The 26,664-nt window shown below is 31.9% G+C and carries 22 protein-coding genes; 11 read left to right on the forward strand and 11 right to left on the reverse strand.

Annotated features, from left to right (window positions below; genetic code table 11):
- Nucleotides 1-90 precede the first annotated feature (90 nt).
- Both NMK29_RS15660 and NMK29_RS15665 read right to left on the reverse strand, forming a co-directional pair.
- Nucleotides 91-966, reverse strand: coding sequence for a DUF4846 domain-containing protein (locus NMK29_RS15660; protein ID WP_108801833.1), 876 nt, complete (start codon nucleotides 964-966; stop codon nucleotides 91-93).
- Between the two features lie 14 nt (nucleotides 967-980).
- Complete coding sequence (locus NMK29_RS15665; protein WP_108801834.1) at nucleotides 981-4,241, reverse strand: COR domain-containing protein; 3,261 nt, start codon at nucleotides 4,239-4,241, stop codon at nucleotides 981-983.
- 349 nt (nucleotides 4,242-4,590) lie between these two features.
- On the opposite strand from NMK29_RS15665, the gene NMK29_RS15670 reads away from it, so the two are divergent.
- The 5 genes from NMK29_RS15670 to NMK29_RS15690 all read left to right on the forward strand — a co-directional run bounded on the left by NMK29_RS15670 (nucleotide 4,591) and on the right by NMK29_RS15690 (nucleotide 10,692).
- The gene (locus tag NMK29_RS15670; protein ID WP_159092077.1) at nucleotides 4,591-6,474 is read left to right on the forward strand and encodes an ATP-binding protein; all 1,884 of its coding nucleotides are present in this window, start codon (nucleotides 4,591-4,593) and stop codon (nucleotides 6,472-6,474) included.
- The gene (locus NMK29_RS15675; RefSeq protein WP_108801836.1) at nucleotides 6,471-7,106 is read left to right on the forward strand and encodes a response regulator transcription factor; all 636 of its coding nucleotides are present in this window, start codon (nucleotides 6,471-6,473) and stop codon (nucleotides 7,104-7,106) included. Before NMK29_RS15670 ends, NMK29_RS15675 begins: the two co-directional genes overlap by 4 nt.
- A 112-nt stretch (nucleotides 7,107-7,218) precedes the next feature.
- Entirely contained in the window at nucleotides 7,219-8,907 is a 1,689-nt protein-coding gene (locus tag NMK29_RS15680) for a fibronectin type III domain-containing protein (RefSeq protein ID WP_108801837.1), read from the forward strand.
- A gap of 10 nt (nucleotides 8,908-8,917) precedes the next feature.
- Complete coding sequence (locus NMK29_RS15685) at nucleotides 8,918-9,784, forward strand: hypothetical protein (protein ID WP_159092078.1); 867 nt, start codon at nucleotides 8,918-8,920, stop codon at nucleotides 9,782-9,784.
- A gap of 221 nt (nucleotides 9,785-10,005) precedes the next feature.
- Complete coding sequence (locus NMK29_RS15690) at nucleotides 10,006-10,692, forward strand: outer membrane beta-barrel protein (RefSeq protein ID WP_108801839.1); 687 nt, start codon at nucleotides 10,006-10,008, stop codon at nucleotides 10,690-10,692.
- Nucleotides 10,693-10,770: 78 nt separating this feature from the next.
- Here the strand turns inward: NMK29_RS15690 and nqrF are convergent, their stop codons facing one another.
- From nqrF to NMK29_RS15720, 6 genes are read right to left on the reverse strand one after another with little or no spacing between them, the layout of a single operon-like run.
- A complete protein-coding gene (gene nqrF / locus NMK29_RS15695; RefSeq protein WP_027395709.1) occupies nucleotides 10,771-12,078 on the reverse strand; it encodes an NADH:ubiquinone reductase (Na(+)-transporting) subunit F in 1,308 nt (435 codons plus the stop codon).
- A gap of 1 nt (nucleotide 12,079) precedes the next feature.
- A complete protein-coding gene (nqrE, locus tag NMK29_RS15700) occupies nucleotides 12,080-12,793 on the reverse strand; it encodes an NADH:ubiquinone reductase (Na(+)-transporting) subunit E (protein WP_027395710.1) in 714 nt (237 codons plus the stop codon).
- A 58-nt stretch (nucleotides 12,794-12,851) separates the two neighbouring features.
- Nucleotides 12,852-13,550, reverse strand: a complete 699-nt coding sequence (locus NMK29_RS15705; RefSeq protein WP_234424203.1) for an NADH:ubiquinone reductase (Na(+)-transporting) subunit D — start codon at nucleotides 13,548-13,550, stop codon at nucleotides 12,852-12,854.
- Between the two features lie 3 nt (nucleotides 13,551-13,553).
- On the reverse strand, nucleotides 13,554-14,309 hold the full coding sequence (locus NMK29_RS15710) for a Na(+)-translocating NADH-quinone reductase subunit C (protein WP_027395712.1): 756 nt from the start codon (nucleotides 14,307-14,309) through the stop codon (nucleotides 13,554-13,556).
- Nucleotides 14,310-14,311: 2 nt separating this feature from the next.
- Nucleotides 14,312-15,556: an NADH:ubiquinone reductase (Na(+)-transporting) subunit B gene (locus tag NMK29_RS15715; protein ID WP_108801840.1), complete on the reverse strand. Its 1,245-nt coding sequence runs from the start codon at nucleotides 15,554-15,556 to the stop codon at nucleotides 14,312-14,314.
- Nucleotides 15,557-15,560: 4 nt separating this feature from the next.
- Nucleotides 15,561-16,913: a Na(+)-translocating NADH-quinone reductase subunit A gene (locus NMK29_RS15720; protein WP_108801841.1), complete on the reverse strand. Its 1,353-nt coding sequence runs from the start codon at nucleotides 16,911-16,913 to the stop codon at nucleotides 15,561-15,563.
- A 189-nt stretch (nucleotides 16,914-17,102) separates the two neighbouring features.
- Between NMK29_RS15720 and NMK29_RS15725 the strand changes: the two genes are divergently transcribed.
- From NMK29_RS15725 to apaG, 3 genes are all read left to right on the forward strand, one after another.
- Nucleotides 17,103-18,371, forward strand: coding sequence for a DUF5103 domain-containing protein (locus NMK29_RS15725; RefSeq protein ID WP_108801842.1), 1,269 nt, complete (start codon nucleotides 17,103-17,105; stop codon nucleotides 18,369-18,371).
- Between the two features lie 263 nt (nucleotides 18,372-18,634).
- Nucleotides 18,635-19,699, forward strand: a complete 1,065-nt coding sequence (locus NMK29_RS15730; RefSeq protein WP_108801843.1) for a DUF3667 domain-containing protein — start codon at nucleotides 18,635-18,637, stop codon at nucleotides 19,697-19,699.
- A gap of 1 nt (nucleotide 19,700) precedes the next feature.
- Entirely contained in the window at nucleotides 19,701-20,087 is a 387-nt protein-coding gene (gene apaG / locus NMK29_RS15735) for a Co2+/Mg2+ efflux protein ApaG (RefSeq protein ID WP_108801844.1), read from the forward strand.
- On the opposite strand, the gene NMK29_RS15740 is transcribed toward apaG, so the two are convergent.
- Together NMK29_RS15740 and NMK29_RS15745 are read right to left on the reverse strand one after the other, a co-directional pair.
- Nucleotides 20,056-21,072 carry a DUF6695 family protein gene (locus tag NMK29_RS15740; RefSeq protein ID WP_108801845.1) on the reverse strand — a complete coding sequence of 339 codons (1,017 nt, stop codon included), beginning with the start codon at nucleotides 21,070-21,072 and terminating at the stop codon, nucleotides 20,056-20,058. The two genes, apaG and NMK29_RS15740, sit on opposite strands and share 32 nt — an antisense overlap.
- A gap of 64 nt (nucleotides 21,073-21,136) precedes the next feature.
- Entirely contained in the window at nucleotides 21,137-21,856 is a 720-nt protein-coding gene (locus NMK29_RS15745; RefSeq protein WP_108801846.1) for an NRDE family protein, read from the reverse strand.
- Between the two features lie 161 nt (nucleotides 21,857-22,017).
- Between NMK29_RS15745 and pruA the strand changes: the two genes are divergently transcribed.
- The 3 genes from pruA to NMK29_RS15760 all read left to right on the forward strand — a co-directional run bounded on the left by pruA (nucleotide 22,018) and on the right by NMK29_RS15760 (nucleotide 25,889).
- Nucleotides 22,018-23,646: an L-glutamate gamma-semialdehyde dehydrogenase gene (gene pruA / locus NMK29_RS15750; protein WP_108801847.1), complete on the forward strand. Its 1,629-nt coding sequence runs from the start codon at nucleotides 22,018-22,020 to the stop codon at nucleotides 23,644-23,646.
- A 432-nt stretch (nucleotides 23,647-24,078) separates the two neighbouring features.
- A complete protein-coding gene (locus NMK29_RS15755; protein WP_108801848.1) occupies nucleotides 24,079-24,540 on the forward strand; it encodes a GNAT family N-acetyltransferase in 462 nt (153 codons plus the stop codon).
- A gap of 86 nt (nucleotides 24,541-24,626) precedes the next feature.
- A complete protein-coding gene (locus NMK29_RS15760; RefSeq protein ID WP_108801849.1) occupies nucleotides 24,627-25,889 on the forward strand; it encodes a nitrate/nitrite transporter in 1,263 nt (420 codons plus the stop codon).
- Nucleotides 25,890-25,933: 44 nt separating this feature from the next.
- On the opposite strand, the gene rsmG is transcribed toward NMK29_RS15760, so the two are convergent.
- The gene (gene rsmG, locus NMK29_RS15765; RefSeq protein ID WP_108801850.1) at nucleotides 25,934-26,563 is read right to left on the reverse strand and encodes a 16S rRNA (guanine(527)-N(7))-methyltransferase RsmG; all 630 of its coding nucleotides are present in this window, start codon (nucleotides 26,561-26,563) and stop codon (nucleotides 25,934-25,936) included.
- Between the last annotated feature and the right edge of the window lie 101 nt (nucleotides 26,564-26,664).

A 26,664-nucleotide genomic window follows, 5' to 3' on the forward strand; every position in this document is an offset into this window, starting at 1 on the left:
TGTTTTCTATTTAGAATAAAACTCAACATTATTAATCATTCATAAAACCAGAAATGAGTGAAGTAACCTTTTGATTTAGTAAACGCAACTTTATTTAAACCTTATAAATACACCTTTTTCAAAATAATAACTTGGGGTATAAATAGTAGTATTTTCTTCAAATCGATACCAAGGAGAAATATCAGTATCTTCAAAATTCTTAAGCAAGCATACATTCTGTGCTGGTGTGTTTCCTTGTGCTAACAAAAATAGTTTCTGCCCTTGATCATTTACTATTTCATCTACTATTATTTCTATATGACCAGGAGTTCCTGGGTTTACTAGCATATCACCAATAGTCAAATCCTTTATCTTCACTTTTGGTAATTCTGTATATAAAGACAAAGTTCCTGCATACGTATAAACAAGATTCAAATATTTATAAAAATTTGATTTGGAAGAATTCGGGGTAGCTGTTTTATGAAAAATTACTTTATTGCCTTTAATTTTAGGACGAAAGCCTGCTGCGTATTTTTTCCAAGAACAATAATGCCCTGAAGTAAAATTGAATCCTATCTCATCTTGTCTATTCGCATCCCACAGGTACTCCGCTCTCATTCTCATTAAAGCATCCGCACATTGTTGTAATCCATTAGCAGGAACAGGAATTTCTAAAATGGCATCATGCCAATTCTGTGCAAAATATCTAGTGTTATCATAATTAATAATGGGTGACCCATGCTTTTTTAATTGATAATTACGAAGATATTCCTGAAAAGAACCATCAGGATATACTTTTCTTTTATATCCCTCTGGAAGCTTAACTCTTGTAGAAATCGAATCACCTTCTTCATCAATATAATCAGGAACTGAAACTATATTTTTAACAACTCCTTTAACATGGTTAGTAAGATGTTTCCCTTTTGAAGTTGTTCTAATAATGAGTATTAAAACGATTATTACCAAAACTAAACCAATTCTTTTCATAGAGAACCAAATTACTAATTCTTATCATTTCTATCTTTCCTCCAATCTAGGAGATATAAAAATGCTGAAAGTAATATTAAAACTATTGAAATAATCCAATCATATTGTGACGCCCACTCAAAAGCAACTTTTACCTGACCATCTTTAAGTGTTTTTTCTAGTTGAAAAGAATAACTCAACTTAAGAACCAATAAAGAAATAGCTAATCCAAGCGAAAACCGTGCTGCTCTAAAAAACCTTCTTTCGGGATTCCCTTTCAATAATAAGACAGAAGTTATCAAAATAAAACAAATAATAAACGAAATAAAAGGTTCCAATTCGAAAAAAAAAGATAATAATATGGCCCCAAAAACTCCTCCTAACAAGCCTAATGCTAAACGTGACATCCACCACAACTCAAACCATTTAGTGCTCTTTCTTTCATTTTTTATTAATGATTCCCTTATTTGTTCAGCTCCTTCAATATTATTCAACCCTTTTTTATCATTATAGTAAATAGTATTGATACTTCCTGAACCAAAATTAAAATTTTTAGTTTCTTTGGATTGATCTGATAAGGAGTTGGTATTATCATACTCATAATTATCTAACAATCCATTCACATGAACTGTTTCAAATGGTGGCTTTAAACATCCTATTAAATATTTCCCATACTTGATATGATCTATAATATTATTATAATTATAAAAGTGTGGTTCATCAGAATCAACACAAGCTTTACAATTACAGGGAACTAGTTTTTCTACATTTATACCATCATAAGACGAATTTAATTTATCGATTTCAGAGGAAATAATACTAATAAGTTCTTTTTTATTTACCCCACTTACTCTGACAATTATTAAATTTTGAGCAAATTTCTCTTCGATTAGACCAATTGCATCATCTTTTTGAAGAATGACTCCATTCTTCCAGCTATTATCTTCATTTTTTAAATAAATATGAGAGCGTACAATAAAACGGCTAATTAAACCCTTGGGCATAAATCTATATCTATATCTAAGTTGTAAATTATTAGCCGAGCTCCATAAAATACTATCTGGTTTACTTTCTGGCAATAACTGAGGTATTAAATAATATCCTTTTTTATCAACTAGTTCGTAGCATAATTCAAAATTTAGCATCAATGCCAATAATTCTGGATGCATTTCCCTATAAATTGATTCTTTCCAAATTTTAGATGCCTTATTTAATGTAAAACGACCATTGTTCTTTTTAACCTCTTCATCATCCAGAACTCTATAAACAGCAGCAGTAGCCCATTCATTTTGTAAAATAATTGTTTTTCGTAAAAGAGGATCTTCATTAAAATGTAAGATTGAACCTAAATCATGTAAATATTGACTGAGTTCTGAAGCTTTTTCTCTATCTACTATAGAATATTTTTTACATAAATTTAGAAATAAATCACAAGAAATATAAGGCTTCCCTTTAGCTAAATTTAATAACTCATTTCTAACCAGAATCCAGTTTTTAGGTAAAACTGATCCTATATGAGGCAAAGTCTGCATTTGATATTTGAGCCCTTCTTCTAAATCATCCAGGCTTTTACCAGGATTAAGTAAGTCCGATGAATAACGCTCCTTTATGAAATCGAATTGAGATTTCATGCTTTTAAAATCAATATCCTTACTTCTACCTCCTTTTTCATTCTGAAAAATCAGAAGTGGACTATTGCCACCAAATAACTCAATTGTTTGAAGCCAATATTTGAAACTTGCATCATTAACCGTTCTATCATCATCTTTAGTATCATCAACAAGAATATAAATCGACCTTTTAGTTAAAAAAAACTGATGTGTAGCATGATAAATTTCCTGACCTCCAAAATCCCAAATATTAACAGTAAAATTAATTCCTTTGTTATTAACAAAGCCGTATGATCTAATATCAATACCTTTAGTGGTTCCTTCTTCCTTTGGCAAAGGGGAATCTCTATCTAATAGTTTTGAAACTAGGCTAGTTTTGCCAACTCCTCCTTTACCAACAATTAACATCTTAGCTTCATAAATAAACTCTCCTCCTTGAGAATTTATTTCATCGAAAAAATTTATAATAGCTTTATTTCCCTTTTGAACAATTTCCGGCGGAGGTGAGGATAAGGGGTTATCCATCAAATAAATGCTATCTTGCAAATAATGCTGTTTCCATTTAACTGGGACACCTTTTTTGATAATTGAAATTAAGGGTTGAATACTAGTAACACTATTACCAACAAGATCCAAATATCTTAAATTTGATAAACCTTTTAAAGAATTAATTTCTGAAATATTGTTAAATTTCAAATCAAGTAACTCTAAACTATATAATTTTTTCAGAGGACTAATATCCGAAACCTTATTTCTTTTTATATCTAAAAATTTTAAATTTATCAAGGAATCTAAAACTGATAAATCCGAAATCTTATTATTGCTTAAGAGTAAAACTTCCAAACTAATAGATTCTTTGAGAAAAGAGAGATTTTTAATTCTGTTAGCACTAATATCCAAAAAACGAATTTTTGTTAATTGCTCTAGATTAGGGATGTTTGAAATTTGATTATTTTGGATATCAAGCTTTTCGAGACTTTTTAAATTGGTCAAAAAAGATAAATCTTTAATATTATTCCCTACAAGATCAAGATTTTCCAGTTTTGTCAAGTTTTCCAAAAAAAATCCATTAGTGATTTTATTATTTCTTAAATTAAGAAAAGTTATACTAGAGAGATTCTTTAAAAATGAAATATCTGAGATTTGATTGTAACCTAGATTCAGTATTTCTAGAGAATTTATTTTTTTCAAAAAGGAAAAGTCCGAGATATTATTATTCTGAATATCGATAGACTTTAAACCACTAAGGTTTGTTAAATAAGAAAGATCATTAATACAATTATTTTGTAGATTAATATGTTCTAGATTAGCCAACTTCTCTAAAAAAAATATGTTTGAAATATTATTATTTTCTAACCAAATCTTTTTAAGGTTTATTAAATTAGCTAAAGGTGAAAAATCAGAAACACTATTATAACCTATATCTAAAACTTCTAAATTGCTTAGATTTCTTAGGGAAGAAATATTATCTACAACATTACCTCTTATATCAAGTTCTTTTAAGCTATCAATTTTTTCCAAAAAAGATAAGTCAGAAATACTATTTCCACGTAAATTAAGAATGCTCAAATCTTTTACTTCAAGTATTTCATCTGGTATTTTGGTAAGATTACAATTTCTTAAATCAAGTGAAGTACTATATTGATTTTTAGCTTGTTTTATAATTCTTTGTGCGAGATCTAGCATGCAAAATTTAATAAAGGTTTAAACAATATAACTAAAAGAGTCTAATAAGCAAAAAAATGAAAAAAACAACCAAAACTAAAAAAGCCGATACAATGCTGTATCGGCTTTTTTAGTTATTTTAAAAGATATTTAATGTTTATTCTCATAAGAAATTAGAAATTCAGGGTAAACCCTAGTATTAAACAAGCAATTAATCCCCTGATAACCATATGATTTAAATTTGATATTTTTGAGTATGACAAACAACTACCTTTCATCACTTCTGAAAAATCATCAAAATAACATTGTTCTCATCTGTTTTTTACTAGTATGGACGGTTGGTATATCTCAAACAAAAAGCATTGATAGTTTGAGAAACCTACTTAGTAATACACAAAACGATTCAATTCGTTTCGAACTTACACAAAAATTAGCTTTTGATTTTTTATTTACGCAATTAGATTCTTCGATGGTGTATGCTATACAACTGAATGAATTAGCTAATAAGAATAATTCAATATCATTTAAAGGAAGATCATTAGAAGTACTAGGACGTGTTAATGCGTATCAAAACCACTACGACAAAGCAAAGCAAATACTAAACGAGGCCTTAGAACTTGCTGAAAAACATGACCTAGATAAATCCATCATATATAGCTCATTAGGAATAACATACCAACGAGAAGGACTTTATGAAAAATCAATAGAATATTTTTTTGTAGGGCTTAAATTAGACGAAAAAGAATCCAACAACGATGGAATAATCACAAAAAGTGTAAATATCGCCAATACCTATTCTAAACTTGGTGATAATCTAAAAAGTATAGAATATAAAAAAAATGTAATCCACTTAATTGAAAATACTAAAAACAAAAAAATTAGACATCAAATAGGTGTATTTTGGAATAACATGGCCGTGGATTATGCCCAACTGAATAAATTAGATTCTTGTATTTATTATTTAAAAAAATCTTTACACGCTAATAGCCTAGCAGATAATAAGGCAGAAATTTCTAGATCTTATCATAATATCGGAATAATTTTTAGAGAAAAGAATCAATTGGATAGTGCTCTCCATTACACAAAAAAAGGGTTGCAAATAAACGAAATACTTAAAGATACACTAGAACTGGTTTTATCTAACAGAGCAGTAGGTACGATCTATTCAAAATTAAATGATTATACAAATTCTCTAAGCTATTTAGATAAAGCCAATGAACTTGGGATCCAGATTAATAACCCTTCTCTCATATCTGATAACAATCTTGCTTTTAGTAAATTATACGAACAATTTGGCGATCATAAAAAATCTCTAGAAGCGTATAAAAAATATATCAGTTATAAGGATAGTATCTTTAAGATCAATAGCCAAAAGAATATTGACGAACTAAAGGTCAGTTATGAAACGGAAAAAAAGGAAAGGGCAATTGCCGAGCAGCAAATTCAGATTCAAAATCAGGAATTAGATATCATCAAAAAACAACGCCAAGTTACACTATGGGTAATCATAGGTGGTATTTTAGCATTATTACTAGGAATAACCTTTTGGTTTAATAAAGAACGTCAAAAAAGAAAACAACAACAAATTGAAAACCTTCAGAAACAACAAGAAATTATTAAATTAGAAGCCCTAGTATCAGGAGAAGAAAAAGAACGAGTACGGTTAGCTCAAGACTTACATGATGGAATTAATGGTGACCTATCTGTCATAAAATTTAAAATAAACTCTCTTGACAAAAAAACATTCTCAGAAACCGAAACCGGTGTGCATAATCAAGCTATAAGTATGCTAGACAATGCTATTGATCAGGTGCGTAGAATTTCTCACAATCTAGCACCTCCATCGTTGCATAATTTCAGCCTACTAGAAGCTATTAGGCAATATTGTAACAAAGTACAACAAACAAATTCTTTTACAGTAGATTTTCAGAATTTTGGAAACTTATTTTCTTTTGATAGTGAGAAAGAAACAGCTATTTACAGGATCATTCAAGAATTATTAAATAATATATCAAAACACGCCAAAGCTTCTGAGGTCTTAGTGCAATTAAATAGCACCGAAGAGGTCCTAGAAATAACTGTAGAAGATGACGGCCAAGGATTTGATACTCAAAACGTCAAAAATGGAATTGGCTTGCAAAATATTGCGTCGCGAGTTTCTTTCTTAAAAGGTAATCTACATATAAACTCAGGAAATGATGGCAGTGCTTTTATCATTACTATTCCTTACTTAACTAGTACGAAAATCTCATGATTAAAATATGCATTTTAGACGATCATCAAATGATCATAGAAGGATTAGAATCCATGTTAAGAACTGAAACTGATATTGATGTAATTAATAGTTTTACTCATAAAGAAAACTGCTATGATTTTTTAAAAAAAGAAATTCCCGATGTGTTACTTTTAGATATTAATCTTAAGAATGCCAATGGAATAGAAATATGCGGTGAATTATCAAAAATATATTCTTCTCTAAAAATTATTGGTGTTAGTAATTATACAGAACCTGGTTTTATCAAAAACATGCTGCGTAGTGGGGCAAAAGGATATCTTCTAAAAAACACTACACAAGAAGAATTAGTAAATGCAATTAAAGTCGTTATGAATGATCAAACATTCCTACCTCGTTCTGTGGAAACTATTTTATTAAATGACAGTATCGGCTCTCCGCAACCCAAAAAAAGTGTTCCTAAACTAACTCGACGCGAAAAAGAAATATTACAGCTCATTAGTGATGAGATGACAAATTCCGAAATTGCAGAAAAGTTAATAGTTAGCATTAAAACAGTAGAAAGTCATCGTAACAATTTATTACAAAAATTCGGTGTTAAAAATGCCGCTGGACTTATAAAAAATGCTATGAATATGGGTTTTATATCTTAGCTGATCAAAAAAACTCAGGGTTTACCCTAGTACACACATTTACAATATATTACTGATTCTTCGCATTACTTCATTTTAGACCTTAGCTATATAATTATAAGCCATATCAAAAATGAAAACAACATACACTTTTATCACAATACTAGCCTTATCATTTATTGGATGTTCTAACGATGATGACGTAATTATAGAAAACAAACCACCTACAAGTTTTACTGTTACAACAGAAGTCATAAATAATGATGTCACTATTTCTTGGACAGAAGCTACAGATCCAGAAGGAGAACAAGTCACTTATGAAATAATATTAAATTCTGAAAGTATTAGCACCAATGAAGAAAACACATCTTATCAAATAGACGATTTATCCTATGAAACTAGCTACCAAGGTAGCATAATAGCTAAAGATACAGACGGATTAACAACAATCAGTGGTTTCACTTTTAGCATTGGCGAAAAAAATAATACGCCTCCTACTATTGAGCTTTTAGGTATCGATAATGGTGAAGTAATACAACAATTCACCAATATTACCCTAACCTGGAAAGGAATGGATCAAGAAAATGATCCGTTACGATATATTGTTCGGTTCGGAAAAAACCCAGAAAGTTTAGGAACCTTAGCGGTTGATTATACAGAAGAAAATTATACTATAGATTATTTAACTACTGGAGAAACCTACTATTGGCAGATTAGTGCATTTGACAGCCAAATGAGAAGCAGTTCAGAAATTAGAGGTTTTAAGGTATATGAAAAAGTTTTTGAAGGAGATTACGAAATAAAAAACCTTCAAGAAATGGAAGCATTTGCCAACGCAGGGTATACCCAAGTTACAGGAAATTTTTCTCTCATAGACTATGCTGATCCTAATAGCGAAGGACTACAATCACTTAATAAAATCAATGGAAATCTTATCATACAAGGCACAAATCTTTCTGATTTAGAAGGGTTTAAAAACGTAGAAATTATGCAAGGAAACCTTGATATAAGGAATAATGACTTTATAGGAAATTTAGAAGGTCTTAGGAGAATCAAAAAAATAAGTAAAGGACTATTCATTCTAAGAAATCCACTACTTATAAATCTTACAGGAATTGAAAATATAGATTTCACAATGGATGGGTACGTTTCTATTATTGAAAACGATTCATTAAGTGACATTTCGATTCTTGAAAAAATACGTGTAATAAATGGGTTCTTTTGGGTAGCTTCAAACATTAGCTTAACTAGCATTATATTGCCCAATTTAGAAGAAGTAAACGGAAATATTTTTGATGAAGTTTTTCATTCTATAGGGTTATTAATCCGTGGTAATTTTAATCTAGAAAGCATACAACTTCCTGCTTTAATAAAAGCTTCCAGAGCAGAAATAATAAATAACCCCCTTACTACTGAAATTAATATGGATACTATTACAACTATTGAAAACGAACTTTCAATTTCCCGTAACCAGAATTTGATAACTATCAATGGTTTTCAAAATTTAGTTGGTAATAGCGAAAGTTTTTTTCTAGAGATCAGTGAAAACAGGGAATTAGAACATATTTTTTTCCCAAGTATTAATAGTGCTGATAAGATTTTAATAGCGCAAAATAATAAGTTAACCACTATCCAGCTCAATGGCTTAGAAAATGTATCGACCGGCTTTGACATTCTCAACAATGAAATTCTTGAAGATTATTGCAGTTTAGCAAGCTATGCTAGTATCGCACTCGCAGAACAAAAAGAAATCACCACTGAAGGAAATTTGTATAACCCAACTACAGAGATGATCTCTACTAGAGAAGGCTGTAGACTATAAAAAAATAAACATGAAAAAACTTATATATATCATCATGATAATTTCTAGCAGTATATACGGGCAATTAACAGGTCGTGTAGCATATAAAGAAGAAGGTGTTACTTTTAATATCCCTACAAACTGGGTTGGGCAAGAAGTAGAAGAAATATTTATTATGGGATCCCAGCAAGAATCAGGTTTAATAGCACTTATAACACATCCTGCTAAAAATCTAAAAGAACTTCAAGATACTATGCAATTAGGACTACAAGAAGGAGGGGTTACCTTAAGTTTAAATAATAACCTCAAGAAATTATCGAATACAATGGTGGAAGGCATGTATGAAGGTGTCATAGATAATCAAAAAGTAAAAGGAAATGCCGTTGGATTACTCAATTCTTATGGAGAAGGTATTGTTGTTTTTTCCTTAATAAGCCCTGATTTATTTTCTAATCGAACGCTACAAATTGGGAGAGAAGTAGCAAATAGTGTTAGTTTCTATGCTCCTCAACTATCTAATAACGCTTCTAATGGACTAAATGCCGCTCAAGTAACTAAAGATTTAGGAGGTAATAAATTAATTTATTCAGAAAGTTATTATTCTAATACTCCTGGCGGAGGTGGTTATGAACGAAGCAAAGAAATTAATCTATGCCTTAATGGAACCTTTACTTATTATGGTAGTAGTTATCTAAACTTTACAGATCCTAATTTTGATCCCTACAGAAAAAATGGACAAAGTCATGGCACCTGGAAATTTATCGATCAAAACGGTAGCGTATATCTAAATTTAAATTACAGAAATGGCAGTAAAGAAAACCTTCGTGTCAGCTATAAAAATGATAAAACATTTCTTGATGGAGGCAGATATTATCTAGGTGATGTAACCTGTTATTGATATATCAAAATATTTTAAAACAATCTTATGCAACGTACTAATATGAATTAAAGTCTTTCATATATAAACATTTAGCCAATAGGTAAAAGGGAAATCAATAATGATTTCTCTTTTTTATTTTAATTAAATATACAAGTATAAATTAACAAAATATTAATAAACAATCTATTTTTTCCCTTTGTCTTTAAAGTAATTCACAACATAAATTTAAACAAGACAATATGAAAACAACATTTTTACTTCTAATCGCAGCACTAACATTATCCACAACTTATGCTCAAGAAAATTCTTCATTTGGATTTAAAAAGGGAGATATTACCATCTCTGGAACTATGAGTTATTCTTATCAAAACTCTGATTCTTTTAGAAATGATATAGATGGTAATGCTTATCGATTCGAAACGAAAGGACATAATTTTAGCATCATCCCCGAAATAGGTTACTTCGTATCATCGCATTTTATGACCGGTTTAAAATTTGGATATATTAGTTCCAAAACAGAAAGTTTTGATAATGATCTTTATGATTATACATCTAAAGGAAGAGGATATAGCACTAGTCTTTTCGGAAGATACTATTTCACTCCTCAAAAAAGAGTTTCATTATTTATAGAATTAGAAGCAGGTTATACAAAAAACACAATAGATTCTGATAGAGTATTTCAGGTTAATGATCTAACAAGTTATACTAATAAAGTTCAAAATTATAGTGTAACAGCAGCTCCTGGAATAAATATATTTATTAACAAAGATCTTTCATTAACTTCTCGAATTGGTCGAATTGGATATTCGAATATTAAAGACAATTTTAGTAACTCTAGTGGAGATACAGGCACGAATAAAAGAGATAGCATTGATGCTAGTATTTCCTTAAATAACTTCTATTTTGGTGTACTCTATAGAATATAAACTGGGAGAGACAATAGTTCACAAAAAAACCGATACTAATACATATCGGTTTTTAATTATTTAAATGACACTATGTGTCTATCCTCCAAAGTCATCAAATCTGATATTCTCATCAGGAATACCAAAATCTTCTCCCATTTTCTGAACAGCCTTGTTCATTAATGGAGGTCCACAGAAATACAATTCTATATCTTCTGGAGATTCATGATGATTCAAATAATTATCGATTACACAATTATGTATGAATCCAACAAATCCATCTCCTTCGGCATCTATATCACTTTTCACCTTCCAGTTATCTTCCTCTAAAGGTTCAGAAAGTGCTAAGTAGAATTTAAAATTAGGGAAGTTTTTCTCTAAATCATAGAAATGATCTAAGTAGAATAACTCACGTTTAGAACGTCCACCATACCAATACGTAACTTTACGTCCTGTTTGTAAGGTTCTAAATAAGTGATATAAATGAGAACGCATTGGTGCCATACCTGCACCACCACCTACATATAACATCTCAGCTTCAGACTCATTGATAAAAAATTCTCCATAAGGTCCAGAGATAGTTACTTTATCTCCTGGCTTTTGAGCAAAAATATATGAAGATGCCACACCAGGATTCACATCCATCCATCCATTCTTACTTCTATCCCAAGGCGGAGTAGCAATACGTACATTAAGCATAATCTCTCTTCCTTCTGCTGGGTAAGAAGCCATAGAATAAGCTCTTTCTACAGTTTCATTATTTTTCATTACTAATGGCCATAGACCAAACTTATCCCATTCTGCCTGAAACTTATCTGGTGTTTCATGTTCTTCTGGGTGTGCAGTAATATCAATATCCGAATATTTAATCTCGCATTGAGGAATTTCAATCTGAATATATCCACCAGCTTTATATCCCATATCTTCAGGAATCTCTACAACAAATTCCTTGATAAAAGATGCTACATTGTAATTACGTACAACAGTAGCTTCCCATTTTTTAATTCCAAATACCTCTTCTGGAACCTCGATATTCATATCCTGTTTTACCTTCACCTGACAAGCTAAACGTGCTCCATGTTGTAATTCCTTACGAGAAAAATGTGGTGTTTCTGTAGGCAATGCTTCTCCTCCACCTTCTAATACGTGGCACTCACATTGAATACAGGTTCCACCTCCACCACAAGCAGATGGTAAAAATATTTTTTCATTTCCTAAAGTAGATAGTAAAGTTCCTCCAGAAGCAACTTCAATCTCCTTTTCACCATTAATAGTAATTTTTACAGGTCCTGATGGTAATAATTTATCTTTTGCAAATAATAAAATCCCTACCAATACCAAAGTAAGTACCAAAAACGAAATAATGGTGATAGCGATTGTTCCAAGTGTTGACGCTAAAAATATCATATTATTTAAGTGTTGAAACGTTAGTGTTTTCTGCTACTTCTTTAGCAGCTTTCTCTTCTATCTGAACAGTTTCCTGTTTCTTTGATTCCTCTTCATCTCCTCCTGTAAGCATTCCTCCGAAACTCATAAATCCAATTGCCATAAGTCCAGTTAGAATAAAAGTGATTCCTAATCCTCTTAATGGAGCAGGAACATTAGAGTATCTAATCTTTTCTCTAATCGCAGCAATAGCAAGAATTGCTAAGAACCAACCAATTCCTGATCCAATTCCATATACCGCAGCATGAGAGATTGCTGGAAATTCTTTTTGTTGCATAAACAATGATCCACCAAGGATTGCACAGTTTACCGCTATTAATGGTAAGAATATACCTAATGAGTTATATAAAGATGGTGAAAACTTCTCAACAATAATTTCTACTAATTGTACCATCGTAGCAATCGTAGCAATAAAAAGGATGAATGTTAAGAAACTTAAATCATAATCTGCGTACTCAGGACCTAACCATATTAAAGCACCTTCTCTAAGTATATACTTATCTAATAAAAAGTTTAAAGGTACTGTAATTGCTAAAACGAATATAACTGCAGCTCCTAGACCCACAGCAGTAGATACCTTTTTAGATACCGCAAGGTAAGAACACATTCCTAAGAAGAATGCAAATACCATGTTATCTATAAAGATCGCTTTTAAAAATAATTCTAAATATTCCATTTTTTATAATTTTTAAATTGCCAGTGATAGCTTCATACCACTAACAATTGTGAACTTTCTAGTGATCTTCGATTAGTGCTTTATTTCTACTTCTCTGAATCCAAATAATGATCCCTACAGTTATCAAAGCCATCGGGGCTAATACCATAAAACCGTTATTTTCATAACCGAAAGCATACAATCCAGTTTTCTCTATTGGATCTCCCAATACTTTAGCACCAAACAATGTCCCTGATCCTAATAGCTCTCTGAAAAATGCTACAATTATCAATAAAACTCCATATCCAGCCGCATTACCTATACCATCTAGAAAAGATTTCCATGGTCCATTTCCTAAAGCAAAAGCCTCAAAACGTCCCATAATAATACAGTTGGTAATAATCAGACCAATAAATACCGAAAGCTCCTTACTCAATGTATAAGCAAAAGCTTTTAATACTTGATCAACTACAATTACCAAAGCAGCTACTACTACTAACTGTACAATAATTCTAATTTTTGACGGGATAATATTTCTCATTAATGAGATCACAACATTACCAATACCAAGTACAAAGATTACCGAGATAGCCATTACTATTGAAGGCTTTAACTGGGCAGTAATTGCAAGTGCAGAACAAATACCTAATACCTGGATAGTAATAGGGTTATTATCCGCTAGAGGATCTGTTAATAATTTATTGTTTTTCTTCGAAAACAATGGCTCTTTAGGCTCTTTTACTTTAACTTCAACTTTTTCTTCTGTTACTTCAGCCATTTGTTATTTTTTTAAAGTTTCGAAATAAGGTTGATACATCTTAATTCCTTTCTTCACCATTGCAGTTACACCATCTCCGGTAATTGTAGCTCCCGCCATAGCATCTACTGCATTATCATCTTTTCTTACGTTTTTAGGATCTCCATTACCTTTCTTTACTGTAATTCCTTTATAATTTCCAGAAGCATCTAAAATACTCTCTCCAATAAAGTCATCTCTAAAATAAGCTTCTTTGATATTAGCTCCTAAACCAGGAGTCTCTCCTTTATGATCAAAAAAGGCACCTTTCACAGTTTTAAATTGTTTATCTAAAGAAACATATCCCCAGATTGCATCCCAAAGACCATTTCCTCTCATAGGCACAACATAAAACTCCTGACCGTCTTTTTTACCAATAAACAATGGCATTTTTCGCTCATAATTTGGATCCTGCTTTACCTTATCATTCTCCTTCTTCACTTCTATATTAAAAGCATCAGTTGTTTTCTTAGCAGAATTTCCAGTAATGATATATTGCTCATCTCCTACATATTTATCAAACAATTCTTGTGCTTTTTCTGCAGGTACAAATTCGTTAGGATCTTCCGTATCCGAAATCCCCATTGCGAATAATATATTCTGCTGCTTTTCTGTGATTTTATTAGCCGTTATATTTGGTTTAAGTACCGAAGATATACCTGCTAATATAGAACCTACCACAACTACCATTGCAACTGCAAAGATAATTGTATATGAATTTTTATCTGTATTAATCGCCATAACTAAGCAGTTTTTAATTTTAGACGTTTCATTCTTTTCTTAACATTTCCTTGAACCACGTAATGGTCAATTGTAGGTGCAAATACATTCATCAATAAAATTGCTAAAAACACACCTTCTGGATATGCTGGATTAAACACTCTAATTAATATTGAAATAAATCCAATCAAGAATCCGTAAATCCATTTTCCTTTATTGGTTTGAGAAGCTGTTACAGGATCTGTAGCCATAAAGACAATACCAAAAGCAATACCTCCTACTATTAAGTGTTTCCAGAACTCTAGATTCATTAATGCATAAAACTTACTAGATTCTGCTATCCAACCAGCATTGGTAACTCCATTAAAAATTAGTCCCATAACCAATGTTCCTAATACAGCACTTACCATAATTCTCCAGCTTCCTATTTTTGTAAAGATTAAGAAAGCTGCTCCTAATAATATTAATAATGCTGAAGTCTCTCCTACAGAACCTGGAATAAATCCGAAAAACGCATCCATAACCGAATATGTAGCATCTCCAGAACCTAAGATATTTTTTCCTTGTGCTAATCCTCCTAAAACAGTCTCTCCCGAGATAGCATCTAATTGAGCTCCTCCAGCAATTTCGTTCGCTCTATCTACGGCTCCGTGTACCCAAACCTTATCTCCCGACATCCAAGTTGGATATGCGAAAAACAAAAAGGCTCTAATTGTTAGTGCTGGATTTAAAATATTCATTCCAGTTCCTCCAAAAACCTCTTTACCTATTACCACTCCAAAAATAACGGCTACTGATAACATCCATAATGGAGTATCCACAGGAACAATTAATGGAACTAACATTCCTGTAACCAAATATCCTTCTTCTACCTCGTGTCCCTTAATTACTGCAAATAAAAATTCTACCGCTAATCCTACTCCGTAAGAAACCACTACTAATGGTAAAACTTTCCATAATCCGATAACTAAATTATCAAATGACCAAAATGCAGCACTAAAAAAACCATTTGCAGCTGCTTCTATCTCACCTAACGCTAAATGATGCTGATAACCTGCATTAAACATACCAAATATTAAACACGGTACTAATGACATGATTACAGTATTCATGGTACGTTTTAAATCATCTGCAGCACGAACGTGAGATCCTGAATGTGTAATCTCATTTGGCAGATATAAAAAAGTATGGATTGCATTAAATGCAGGTGCCATCTTTTTATCTTTATACTTAAGTTTTAAGTTATGTAATTTACTTTTTAAACCCATGACTTTATCCTATTTCTTTTAACATTAAATCTAGTCCTTCTCTAATGATCTGCTGATGTGGTTGCTTAGAAACACATATAAACTCAGTCAATGCAAAATCCTCAGGAGCTACTTCATACATTCCTAATTGTTCCATAGCATCTAGATCATTAACCGCGCAAGCTTTTAAGATTTGCAATGGATAAATATCTAAAGGAAAAACAGTTTCGTAATTACCAGTTACAACAAACGCCCTATGTTCGCCATTTGTATTGGTATTTAAATCATATTTTTTATTCGGAAACAACCAAGAAAAAGTCAACGCTCTAGATGGAGATATTTTATTGAAAATTGGTTTATTCCAACCAAACAATTCATAATCATCTCCTTCTGGAATCACAGTAATCATATCGTGATAAAATCCTAAATGACCATCAGGCTTTACATTATCACCTGTAAGAACATTTCCGCTGATAACCCTTATGTTATTATCTTTAACACCAGAATCATAAATAACAGAAGAAACCTCTGCTCCGATCTTAGTTTTAAAATATTTTGGGTTCTTTACTGAAGATCCAGTCAACGCAATGATACGCTCCGCGTTAAACTTACCAGTTAATAACAACTCTCCAATAATAACAAGATCTTGTGGATTTACGACCCACACAACTTCTCCTTTATTTATTGGATCTACTTTTGCTATTTGTACTCCAACATTCCCAGCAGGATGCGGACCACTTACATTGTGTACAGTAATATTATCCAACCCATTAAAAGGTGAATTATCCTTCTTCCCTACAGACACATGAACATCTCCTTGTGTTAACTTACTTAACGCAGTTACCGCTGTCTGAAGCTCTTTTTCTTTACCATCTAGCGCATACCCAAGATCAGCTGCTAAAGGAGCTGTTGCATATGCAGATATAAAAATTGCTTTAGGAGCAACATCCGGATTAGCTATAACATCATACGGACGTTGTTTGATAAAAGGCCAACAACCCGATGACAGCAAGTGAGATTTGATCTCCTCACCATTCATTGACTTTACATCCTTTGTTCCAAAGTCTGTAAATTGTTGTTCTTTATCTGCTAAAATCTTAAATGCTAATATTTTTCGTTTAGCACCGCGAACAATTTCCACAACCTCACCGCTTACTGGTGAAGGAAAAAGCATATTTTCATTAGATTTAGAGTGGAATAAGGGTTCGCCGGCTTTAACTTCTGTACCCTGTTTGGCAATAACTTTTGGCACAATACCGTGAAAATCGTCAGGCTTAATTGCGTAAACATTACTTTTGGTAGCTTCTGCAGTAACTTTCTCTGCTTCGCCAACAAGCTTAATGTCCAAGCCCTTTCTGATACGAATGTCTTTTGACATATTTGTAGTCTATGTTAATTAACTAAAAAAATCGTGCAAATTTAATAATTAAAACACGTAAGTGAAAGCTACCACTCTTATAAGATTTTATTTATAATGTTTCTAAATAACGAGTTTTAGGCTTTAAAATCACCAACTCATTTTTAGGCATACATTTTGTTTATCTTTACACAGCTAACAATTCATTTAATGTCACAAAATCTTAAACAATTCTTACTAATTCTAGGAATATTTAGTAGTTCTTCATTTTTTATTACAGCTCAGCAAGTTACAAATGAAGTAAACCCTCCTGACCACATCAAAACCATTCAGCTATTTGGTAGCGAAGAATTTTCCGGAACACCTATTTTAAAACTCGGAGAGCCTCTTCATATTAGATTTGACGATATCAATGGCGATGAAGTAGATTACTACTATAAAATCACTCATTATAATTTTGACTGGACTCCTTCTGTTTTATATAAAAACGAATACTTAAATGGCTTTGATGATATTAGAATCGTAAACTACGAGAATTCTTTTAACACACTACAGATGTATAGCAATTATACACTAAGAATACCGAACGAAGACACAAAAGGATTGAAAGTAAGCGGTAATTATATGATAGAAATTTATGATGAGGATGACGAAATAGTGTTCTCTCGAAAATTTATAGTCTACGAAAGTATAACTAACATAAAGGTTTACACAAAGAGATCAAGAGACTTAAAATATATTGACACTCGACAATCAGTACAATTTGAAATAAGCTCTCCTAATGAAATTTTAAAAAATCCAAAACGAAATTTAAAAACATTAGTGATTCAAAATAATGATTTAAAAAATGCAATTACAGATCTCGTACCACAATTTACAATTGCGAATAGTTTAGTATACAAATACGATGTAGAATCCAGTTTTTGGGGTGGCAATGAATATCTTTTCTTTGACAGCAAAGAAGTAAGGTCACCAACTGCCAATATAAGAAGTATCGATCTCCAGAAAATATATCACAATTACCTGTACACAGATATTGTTAGAGCCAATAGAATATACACATATTACCCAGACATCAACGGTAGTTTTGTTGTAAGAAATTTAAGAGCCGAAAACAGTAACACAGAAGCTGACTATGTTTGGATGCACTTTTCTCTAGAATGCTACGAACCTCTTAATGGAGGAGAAATCCATTTATATGGAAATTTCAACAACTATGTTACAGATGATTCAACTCGATTAACTTACGATAAGGAAAATGGAATTTACATCGGGAAAAAATTATTTAAACAAGGATTTAATAATTATAAATATGTCTTAGTAAAGTCAGATGGCACTATAGATCCAGGTTTTATTAGTGGAAATTTTGATGAAACTGAAAACGAATATATGATCATTCCTTATTATCGAGCACCAGGAGCAAGATATGATAGAGCAATAGGCAAAGGTATAGGCAATTCTAGAAATATTACAAACTGAGAAATTTAAAACCTACATTTCATTTTTGATTACCAGAGCTAACAAAATTGACAACGTACTTTCTATTAGTTGTTTCTTTTTATTACTAACAAATTTTTCAATATTAAACACAGCAATAATACTCTTTAAGCCATACCGCTGTTACTAGTATCACCTATATTAAATAACACCTATTTTAATCTCTTTTAAAGACATTCAGAATTTTTATGTTTTGTAACGAAATACTATTATTTTAGTCCCATTACGCAAACCATGGACTACACATGAAAGAAAAGGGGAGATTTCTTAAAAAACATAGAGGAAACGAATGCTTAAACTGCCACGTACCTCTAGATGTTATTGATCGATATTGTCATAACTGCGGCCAAATAAACACTACTAAAAAACTGTCTTTTAAGGATTTTTTTAATGAGTTTTTTGCTAGTATATTTTCGTATGACTCCAGATTAAGACATACTGTGGTTGGTTTATTATTTCGACCAGGAATGATCTCTAAAGATTATATCGAAGGAAGAAGAGTAAAATACGCTAACCCGTTTAGATTTTACCTTAGTGTATCAATAATGTTTTTTATTATAAGTGGTTTATTTATTGATTTTGACACTATAATTACTAAGAATAATGATCAAGACAAAGAAGTATTAGAGATAAATTTATCTGATCAAGATAAGGATCAACAAAACGATACAACAACTAATGATACTACATCAACTTCTGACAATAAGGCCGATAATGATTATGTATATTTTAGTGAGAAACAGTTGGACACCATGGGTATGTTTACTGCTATCAGCAAACGTTGGGAAACATATAAATCACATTATAAAAAAACCGAGCAATTATCCGCTATTATTGCTTTAGACAGTTTAAAGCACTCTAAAAATGGATATACTAAATATCTTTACAAAAGGAGTATCAGAACAAAAAATCTTAATGAAAATCCGATGGAGCTTCTTAAGTTTGTTTTCAACAAACTACCTTTCATAATCTTTTTCTTTCTTCCTTTTTTTGCGTTAACAATATGGATTATATATATAAGAAGACCTTTTAACTACATGGAACATCTTGTATTCATTTTTCATACACAAACCATGTTTTTCATCCTTATGGGAATTGCTATTTTGATTGATCAAATTACCAAAAGTGAAGTTGCATCCAGCATTGCAATGTTCATTTTTCTATTTTACCTCTATAAGGCGATGCGTAATTTTTACCAACAAAAAAGAGCCAAAACTATTGTTAAATTTCTGTTAGTGAACGTATTATTTTTTATCTTAGCAAGTATAGGATCTTTAATTACGATCATAGGATCAATGTTTATTTTTTAATATGGTTGAACAAGTAACCAGAGGTATAAAAATTTCGGTGGACACCACCTTTGAAGGCACGTTCTTTAAGAACTATAAGATGCACTTTGCCTTTGGATACCGTATAACTATAGAAAACCAAAGTAAAGATTCGGTACAACTTACTTCTCGCTTTTGGGAAATAAAAGATGCGCTAAGTAACACTGAAATTGTAGAAGGAGAAGGTGTTATTGGAAAAAAACCCGTTTTAAAACCTGGAGAATCGCACACTTACAATAGTGGATGCCTTTTAAGCTCTCCATTTGGCTCAATGAAAGGACACTATAACATGGTTAATTTTACCTCTACAAGAAAATTTAAAGTAATCATCCCTAGTTTTAAACTAAGTTCTCCTTTTGCTCTGAACTAAGCCTCTTTATGAGATCAAATCTTATAACTTTCCCTTCCTGTTCGATATGACAATATTTACAATGTGAATCAAAAACGAATTTATAGTTTTTACCATAAACAAACATTGATCTAGGTTCAAACAACCCTCTAAAATCCTCTTGCCCAAGCTCTGTATATCTCCTTATTTCAAAAAATGAGCTTTCAGAAGATTCTTTCATAACAAAATATGCTCCACTACCGATTCCTGTGAGAAAACATGCCTGTTCTAAAAAATCAGGTAATATACTTTTATTCTTTTGAATTAAATTTGGTGTTTTCTTATCAAAATAATTAGTGAGATTTTCTATAAAAACAGAATTTGGATATTCTATTAGATTACCACTTTCTACTTGATAAATTTTATTCTCCATAGATCCCTTTTCTACATTACCCAAAGGACTTGGAGTAAACAATTTATTTCGCAATAACGGGGTTCTTATTTTGGATTTATCAGTGCTTCTTAAAATGGTATCTGTGACTATTCTAGAACAATTACTACCTTCTTTTCTAAACGTAGAATATGGAATACTTCCTTTATTTTGGATTTCTAACACATATTCTTTTGCTTTATCGTAATATATATAATCACATACGGATGCGACTAATCGACCACTACCGTGGGTTTTTTCAGGATGTGCTTCTAACCACAAAAGAAACTGATCAACATTAGACAATTTACCTTCTGACGTAAAAGTCGCTTTAAAAGGAATTTCAAGCTCCACATCAGTCTCAGCACTTCTTACTCTTCCTTTACCTGGCGGAGTTATATAACGGCCAAAATCATAGTACTCTGCGACTCCTGTTTTATTCTCAATTAAAACAAAAGCAGCATGACCAGCCTTAATAACACCACCTTTGCCCAACCCAAAGAATTGTAACAAACTGGTAGATTTTTTTTCCTCGTCAGAAAAACGAACAAAAGTATCTGGAAAAGCTAGGGAAATTATTTTACCCGTGTAATTCATCACACGCTTAAAATTTTAATATTATACGTATTTTCAAATGCAAGATTGCGTTTATCACTCAATTTCAAGCTGTTATCGCTTCAAAAGTAACAATGTTTACTTCAGAATTCTGAAGATCTTCATAACGCATGGTAAGTTCTTCTTCGTTATTTTTAACAACCTGAGTTATACTTCTAGTCTTTAAAAAACCTCTATCAATCTGCAAATCTATATCCTTATTTCCTACCCCTGCATTCTTATGAAAATCTAGAAGTGTTTCTGGTGTTAACACATTTTCTTTTTCAAACACTTCAAACCAATCTTCTCTTTTACCCTTCATTTCGGAAGTATACAAAGTCGAAGATGACCAAATATAAATTTCTTTATCTAGTACCCTGAAATGTTTTTGCTTACCATCCCAAACTAATTCAAAAAACTCTAATTCTGATTGCCAATTTGCAGCGACTATAGTAAACGGTTCAATGCCCTTATAATCATAATTCATAATTGCATCCTGTAAATTATCAGCACCTAACAAATCTTTAACCACCACTCCTCTACTTTGTCTATAAGAAGCTAATCTTTCATGAATTTTAAAACCTCCATTAAGAAGACAAATCATTGTATTTTTATCACTAATTCCAATCCAAGTCCCTCCAGCTACTGCATCTTTCGGAAATAACATTCTAGTTTTATCAACTTGATAAAACTCAGGAACTAAAGTTTTTCTGTTTAATGCTTCATCGCGATTAGAGGTTAATATAAAACCGTTTTCTTGGGTGGGAATCAACGTTACTGTACACATAGATTTTTGGGTCGCATAAATTTTGCACAACTTACAAAAAAAAATACACACTATACATGTTTATAAAAGGTTAAAATAAACATTACCCTACATAATTTCCTATCTTTGCCGCTTGAAGTATTCTAACACATCTTACAAATTAAACTAAAATACACGCAACTATGGGAAAAGGTTTTTTTCAAGTTCCAACAGCAATAAATGAGCCTGTAAAATCATATGCACCAGGGACTCCCGAGAGAGAAGAAGTTTTGGCAACATATAAATCAATGTATAATTCATCTGTAGATGTTCCTTTATACATAAATGGTGAAGAGATCAGAACTGGTGACACGGGAACCATGTCCCCACCACACGACCATAAACATTTATTGGGAACATATCACAAAGCCGAAAAACAACACGTTCAAAAAGCAATAGATACTGCAATAGAAGCTCGTAAAAAATGGGCTGATTTAGCTTGGGAACAACGTGCAGCTATATTTTTAAGAGCTGCAGAATTAATAGCTGGTCCTTATAGAGCAAAAATTAACGCAGCAACTATGTTAGCGCAGTCTAAAAATATTTTCCAAGCTGAAATTGATGCTGCTTGTGAATTTATAGACTTCTTACGATTTAACGTAGAGTTTATGACTCAGATTTATGAAGATCAACCTGATTCTACTTCTGGAGCTTGGAATAGATTAGAATATAGACCTCTAGAAGGTTTTATATATGCGATCACTCCATTTAACTTTACTGCAATTTCTGGAAACTTACCAGCAAGTGCGGCGTTAATGGGGAACACTGTTGTTTGGAAACCAAGTGATAGTCAGATTTATTCTGCAAAAGTAATTGTAGATATTTTTAAAGAAGCAGGAGTTCCTGATGGAGTAATAAATGTTGTTTATGGAGATCCAGTAATGATTACAGACACAGTACTAGCTAGTCCTGATTTTGCTGGAATACATTTTACAGGAAGTACCCATGTGTTTAAAGATATATGGGCTAAAATCGGAACTAACATTCATAACTACAAGACCTATCCTAGAATAGTAGGAGAGACAGGTGGAAAAGATTTTATTGTTGCGCATCCTAGCGCAAATGCTAAGCAAGTAGCTACAGGGATTTCTCGTGGAGCTTTTGAATTCCAAGGGCAAAAATGTAGTGCTGCATCTAGAGCTTATATTCCTAAAAGCCTGTGGGCTGATGTAGAAAAGTTCTTAAAAGCAGATATCAAATCCTTTAAAATGGGATCTCCAGAGGATATGAGTAATTTTATCACCGCAGTAATCCACGAAGGTTCTTTTGACAAACTTGCTAAATTTATTGATAAAGCTAAAGAAGATGATGGAGCTACAATTATTGCAGGTGGAGGATATGATAAATCTAAAGGATATTTTATAGAGCCAACTGTTATTCTTGCAGAAGATCCTAAGTATACAACTATGTGTACTGAGCTTTTCGGACCAGTAATCACTATCTATGTTTATGATGATAACAAATGGGAAGAAACATTAACCTTAGTTGACCAAACTAGTGAATATGCATTAACAGGAGCTATCTTCTCAACTGATAGATATGCTGCCGCAGAAGCTACTAAAAAATTAGAAAATGCCGCTGGTAATTTCTACATCAATGATAAACCAACAGGTGCGGTCGTAGGACAACAACCATTTGGTGGAGCTAGAGCATCTGGAACTAATGACAAAGCAGGATCTTACCTAAACCTATTACGTTGGGTATCGCCTCGTACAATCAAAGAAACTTTTGTAACTCCAGCAGATTACAGATATCCATTCTTAGGAGAATAGTCTCTGGTGAAGTACATAACACATAAACCGTATATCATTTTTTGGAGTTTGATTCCAATTTTATTGATATACGGTTTTGCTTTTAGTAAAGAAACTCTAAAAATCAATATGTACGACACGTATTTCGTAATTTATTGGTCTCATTTTTTTACGTTTTTATCTATTTTATTCTTGGGTATTGGGCTACTTTATTTTACCATTCATAAATTAAATAAAAAAAGAAGATCATTACTATCTAATATCCATCTGATCTCTACAATTACCGCTACATTGGTATTTATTTTTACCCCCTTACTTTCTATTTCTAAATCAACTGAGAAAATAGAAGAAGTTGCATTAATTATCCGTCTTATTTCTCTTGTTACCATAATAGTAGCACAACCGATACTTTTCTTATATTTAATTATTAGTGTTTTTCAAAAAAAATAAAAAATGATAATACGTCCAGCACATATTGAAGATCTCCCTACCTTACTTGATTTTGAACAGGGAATTATTGAAACAGAACGTCCAATGGATGTTACGCTTAAAACAGAAGAGAAAATCAACTATTACGATCTTAGCGAATATATAAAATCAAATCATACAGAAGTTGTTGTTGCCGAAGTTGATGGACACATAGTTGGCAGTGGTTATGGGCAAATAAGAAATCGAAAAGAGTTTTTTAAACAGGATACTATGGGGTACATAGGCTTTATGTTTGTGAAAAATGAATTTCGTGGACAAGGAATTAGTCAAAAAATAATTCAACATCTATCAGATTGGCTCACGAAACAAGATATTACAGAAATACAGCTCGATGTCTATGATCAAAATCCAAATGCAATTAAAGCCTATGAGAAAGCAGGTTTTGAAAAGTATCTAGTACGCATGCGTATGAACTTAAAAAAATAAGTAGTTCTACTAAACACCGTGTTTACATATTTTTGTTTCCGAATTAATTTGCGTTACTTGTCTGTGATAGTTTAACACACAGCTTTATGAATCAAAAAAAAATTCCGTGGTATTTTCTTTTATTACTCATTTTAGCTGGTGAATCAGTTTTTATACTTCCTTTTGTTCTAGCTCGCGTATTTAGGCCAACTGTATTAGAAACATTTAGTTTAGACAATATCCAATTAGGATTTTGTTTTTCTACTTATGGCTTTGTTGCTTTTCTATCTTATTTATTTGGAGGTCCAATAGCCGACAAATTTCCACCGAGAAAACTGATAGCAGTCGCTCTTTGGATGACTGCTCTTGGAGGACTCCTTTATTCCACCTTCCCTAGTTACAACACATTAAAAATACTATATGGCTACTGGGGCTTTACTACTATTTTTTTATTCTGGGCTCCTATGATAAAAGCCACAAGAATATGGGGAGGATCTACATCTCAGGGTAAAGCATTTGGATTTCTAGATGGGGGAAGAGGATTGGTTGGCGCTCTATTTGGAGCTATGGGTGTATTTATTTTCTCTCTTTTTATTACTTCGAGTGCTTCTGAAATTACAATTTCCGAAAGCAGAACAGCTTTTAAACTAGTAATTCTTATATCATGTGCCATAGTTACTATTATAGGTATTCTAGTATGGTTCTTTATGAAACTAGACAAAAAAACAGAAAAAGAAACTATTATAGAAAAAATAACTATTTCTCAAATTACAAAGGTCCTGCGTTTGCCTTCTGTATGGTTATTAATGGTTATAATCCTATGCGCTTATGTCGCTTATAAAATCACAGATGTATTTTCTTTATTTGCTAAAGATGTTATGCTATATGATCAAGTAGCTTCTGCGCAGGTAGGAACTTTTCTTTTATTTATTCGTCCCGTTATTGGAGTTATCATTGGAGTACTAGCGGATCGTTCTAAAATCACTTTCTGGTTGGTCATTAGTTTTATTATTTCATTTTTTGGAGCATTGTTATTTGCTCTTGGGGTAATTTCGGATTCGGCAACTGTATTATTTTTCTTATCTATATTAATAGTCGCAACTGGAGTATACGCAGCACGTTCACTTTATTTCGCTGTTATGCAGAGAGGTCAAATCCCATTAATTCTTACAGGTACAGCAGTTGGCCTTATCTCTTTAGTAGGATACACCCCAGACATATTCGCGGGACCAGCAATTGGATATCTTTTAGAAAATTCTCCTGGAGCCACAGGTCACCAACATGTATTTTGGATGCTTGCTTTATTCTCTTTCATAGGTTCTATTGCCTCTCTATATTACTATAGATTATACAAAAGAAAAACAACTTAAAACAGCAATCTTAAAGTATTTTTTTTTAGCAGATAGTATATTAGTTATACCTTATATTTTATTGGGAGGTGTACTACTTTTTTTGTTTCAAAAAAGTCTTCTTTGAAATAGTCTTGTAAATTATATTGTGTTGCCTTGGGGAATAAGGTTAGCTCTTCTGTTAAGTCCCCTCCTTTTAAATACAAAATACCATTAGATAATTCATGTAAAGATTTTTTAGCCACATTCTTTCTAACCCATTTTACAAAATCGGGCATATTAGTAACTGCTCTACTTACAACAAAATCAAAACGCTCTTCAAATGTTCCTGCCCTGCGTTGTTCCGCTTTTACATTTTCTAGACCTAAAGCGCTAGAAACTTCATTTACAACCCGTATTTTTTTAGCAATTACATCTACCAAATAAAACTGGGTTTCTGGAAACAATATAGCTAACGGTATTCCTGGAAATCCACCACCTGTTCCAACATCTAAAACACTTGTACCTTCCTTAAATCCCTGAATTTTAGCAATTCCTAAAGAATGCAACACATGTCTTTCGTATAATAGATCAATATCTTTTCTAGAAATCACATTAATTTTAGCATTCCAATCTTTATATAATTCACCCAGTTGCGTAAACTTTTGTATTTGATCATCTGTTAAATCAGGGAAATATGTAAGTAGAATATCCATACAGTAAATTTTAAACAGCAAAAATACATGTTAACTTAATATATTTTACTACTTTTTAAGAAGTTAAAAAAATTTAAATACCTAACTTTACCGAATAAATT

The sequence above is a fragment of the Aquimarina sp. Aq107 genome, assembly GCF_943733665.1.
In the GTDB taxonomy this organism is placed as follows: Bacteria; Bacteroidota; Bacteroidia; order Flavobacteriales; family Flavobacteriaceae; genus Aquimarina.

Bases quoted from the DNA above. Each gene is read 5' to 3' on its own strand.
- nqrF (WP_027395709.1), bottom strand. From the start codon at position 12,078: ATGATATTTTTAGCGTCAACACTTGGAACAATCGCTATCACCATTATT.
- NMK29_RS15740 (WP_108801845.1), bottom strand. From the start codon at position 21,072: ATGAATTACACGGGTAAAATAATTTCCCTAGCTTTTCCAGATACTTTT.
- NMK29_RS15690 (WP_108801839.1), top strand. From the start codon at position 10,006: ATGAAAACAACATTTTTACTTCTAATCGCAGCACTAACATTATCCACA.
- NMK29_RS15705 (WP_234424203.1), bottom strand. From the start codon at position 13,550: ATGGCTGAAGTAACAGAAGAAAAAGTTGAAGTTAAAGTAAAAGAGCCT.
- NMK29_RS15710 (WP_027395712.1), bottom strand. From the start codon at position 14,309: ATGGCGATTAATACAGATAAAAATTCATATACAATTATCTTTGCAGTT.
- NMK29_RS15675 (WP_108801836.1), top strand. From the start codon at position 6,471: ATGATTAAAATATGCATTTTAGACGATCATCAAATGATCATAGAAGGA.
- NMK29_RS15720 (WP_108801841.1), bottom strand. From the start codon at position 16,913: ATGTCAAAAGACATTCGTATCAGAAAGGGCTTGGACATTAAGCTTGTT.
- NMK29_RS15680 (WP_108801837.1), top strand. From the start codon at position 7,219: ATGAAAACAACATACACTTTTATCACAATACTAGCCTTATCATTTATT.
- NMK29_RS15755 (WP_108801848.1), top strand. From the start codon at position 24,079: ATGATAATACGTCCAGCACATATTGAAGATCTCCCTACCTTACTTGAT.
- NMK29_RS15745 (WP_108801846.1), bottom strand. From the start codon at position 21,856: ATGTGTACAGTAACGTTGATTCCCACCCAAGAAAACGGTTTTATATTA.
- NMK29_RS15725 (WP_108801842.1), top strand. From the start codon at position 17,103: ATGTCACAAAATCTTAAACAATTCTTACTAATTCTAGGAATATTTAGT.
- pruA (WP_108801847.1), top strand. From the start codon at position 22,018: ATGGGAAAAGGTTTTTTTCAAGTTCCAACAGCAATAAATGAGCCTGTA.
- NMK29_RS15660 (WP_108801833.1), bottom strand. From the start codon at position 966: ATGAAAAGAATTGGTTTAGTTTTGGTAATAATCGTTTTAATACTCATT.
- nqrE (WP_027395710.1), bottom strand. From the start codon at position 12,793: ATGGAATATTTAGAATTATTTTTAAAAGCGATCTTTATAGATAACATG.
- NMK29_RS15760 (WP_108801849.1), top strand. From the start codon at position 24,627: ATGAATCAAAAAAAAATTCCGTGGTATTTTCTTTTATTACTCATTTTA.
- apaG (WP_108801844.1), top strand. From the start codon at position 19,701: ATGGTTGAACAAGTAACCAGAGGTATAAAAATTTCGGTGGACACCACC.
- NMK29_RS15730 (WP_108801843.1), top strand. From the start codon at position 18,635: ATGAAAGAAAAGGGGAGATTTCTTAAAAAACATAGAGGAAACGAATGC.
- NMK29_RS15715 (WP_108801840.1), bottom strand. From the start codon at position 15,556: ATGGGTTTAAAAAGTAAATTACATAACTTAAAACTTAAGTATAAAGAT.
- NMK29_RS15665 (WP_108801834.1), bottom strand. From the start codon at position 4,241: ATGCTAGATCTCGCACAAAGAATTATAAAACAAGCTAAAAATCAATAT.
- rsmG (WP_108801850.1), bottom strand. From the start codon at position 26,563: ATGGATATTCTACTTACATATTTCCCTGATTTAACAGATGATCAAATA.
- NMK29_RS15685 (WP_159092078.1), top strand. From the start codon at position 8,918: ATGAAAAAACTTATATATATCATCATGATAATTTCTAGCAGTATATAC.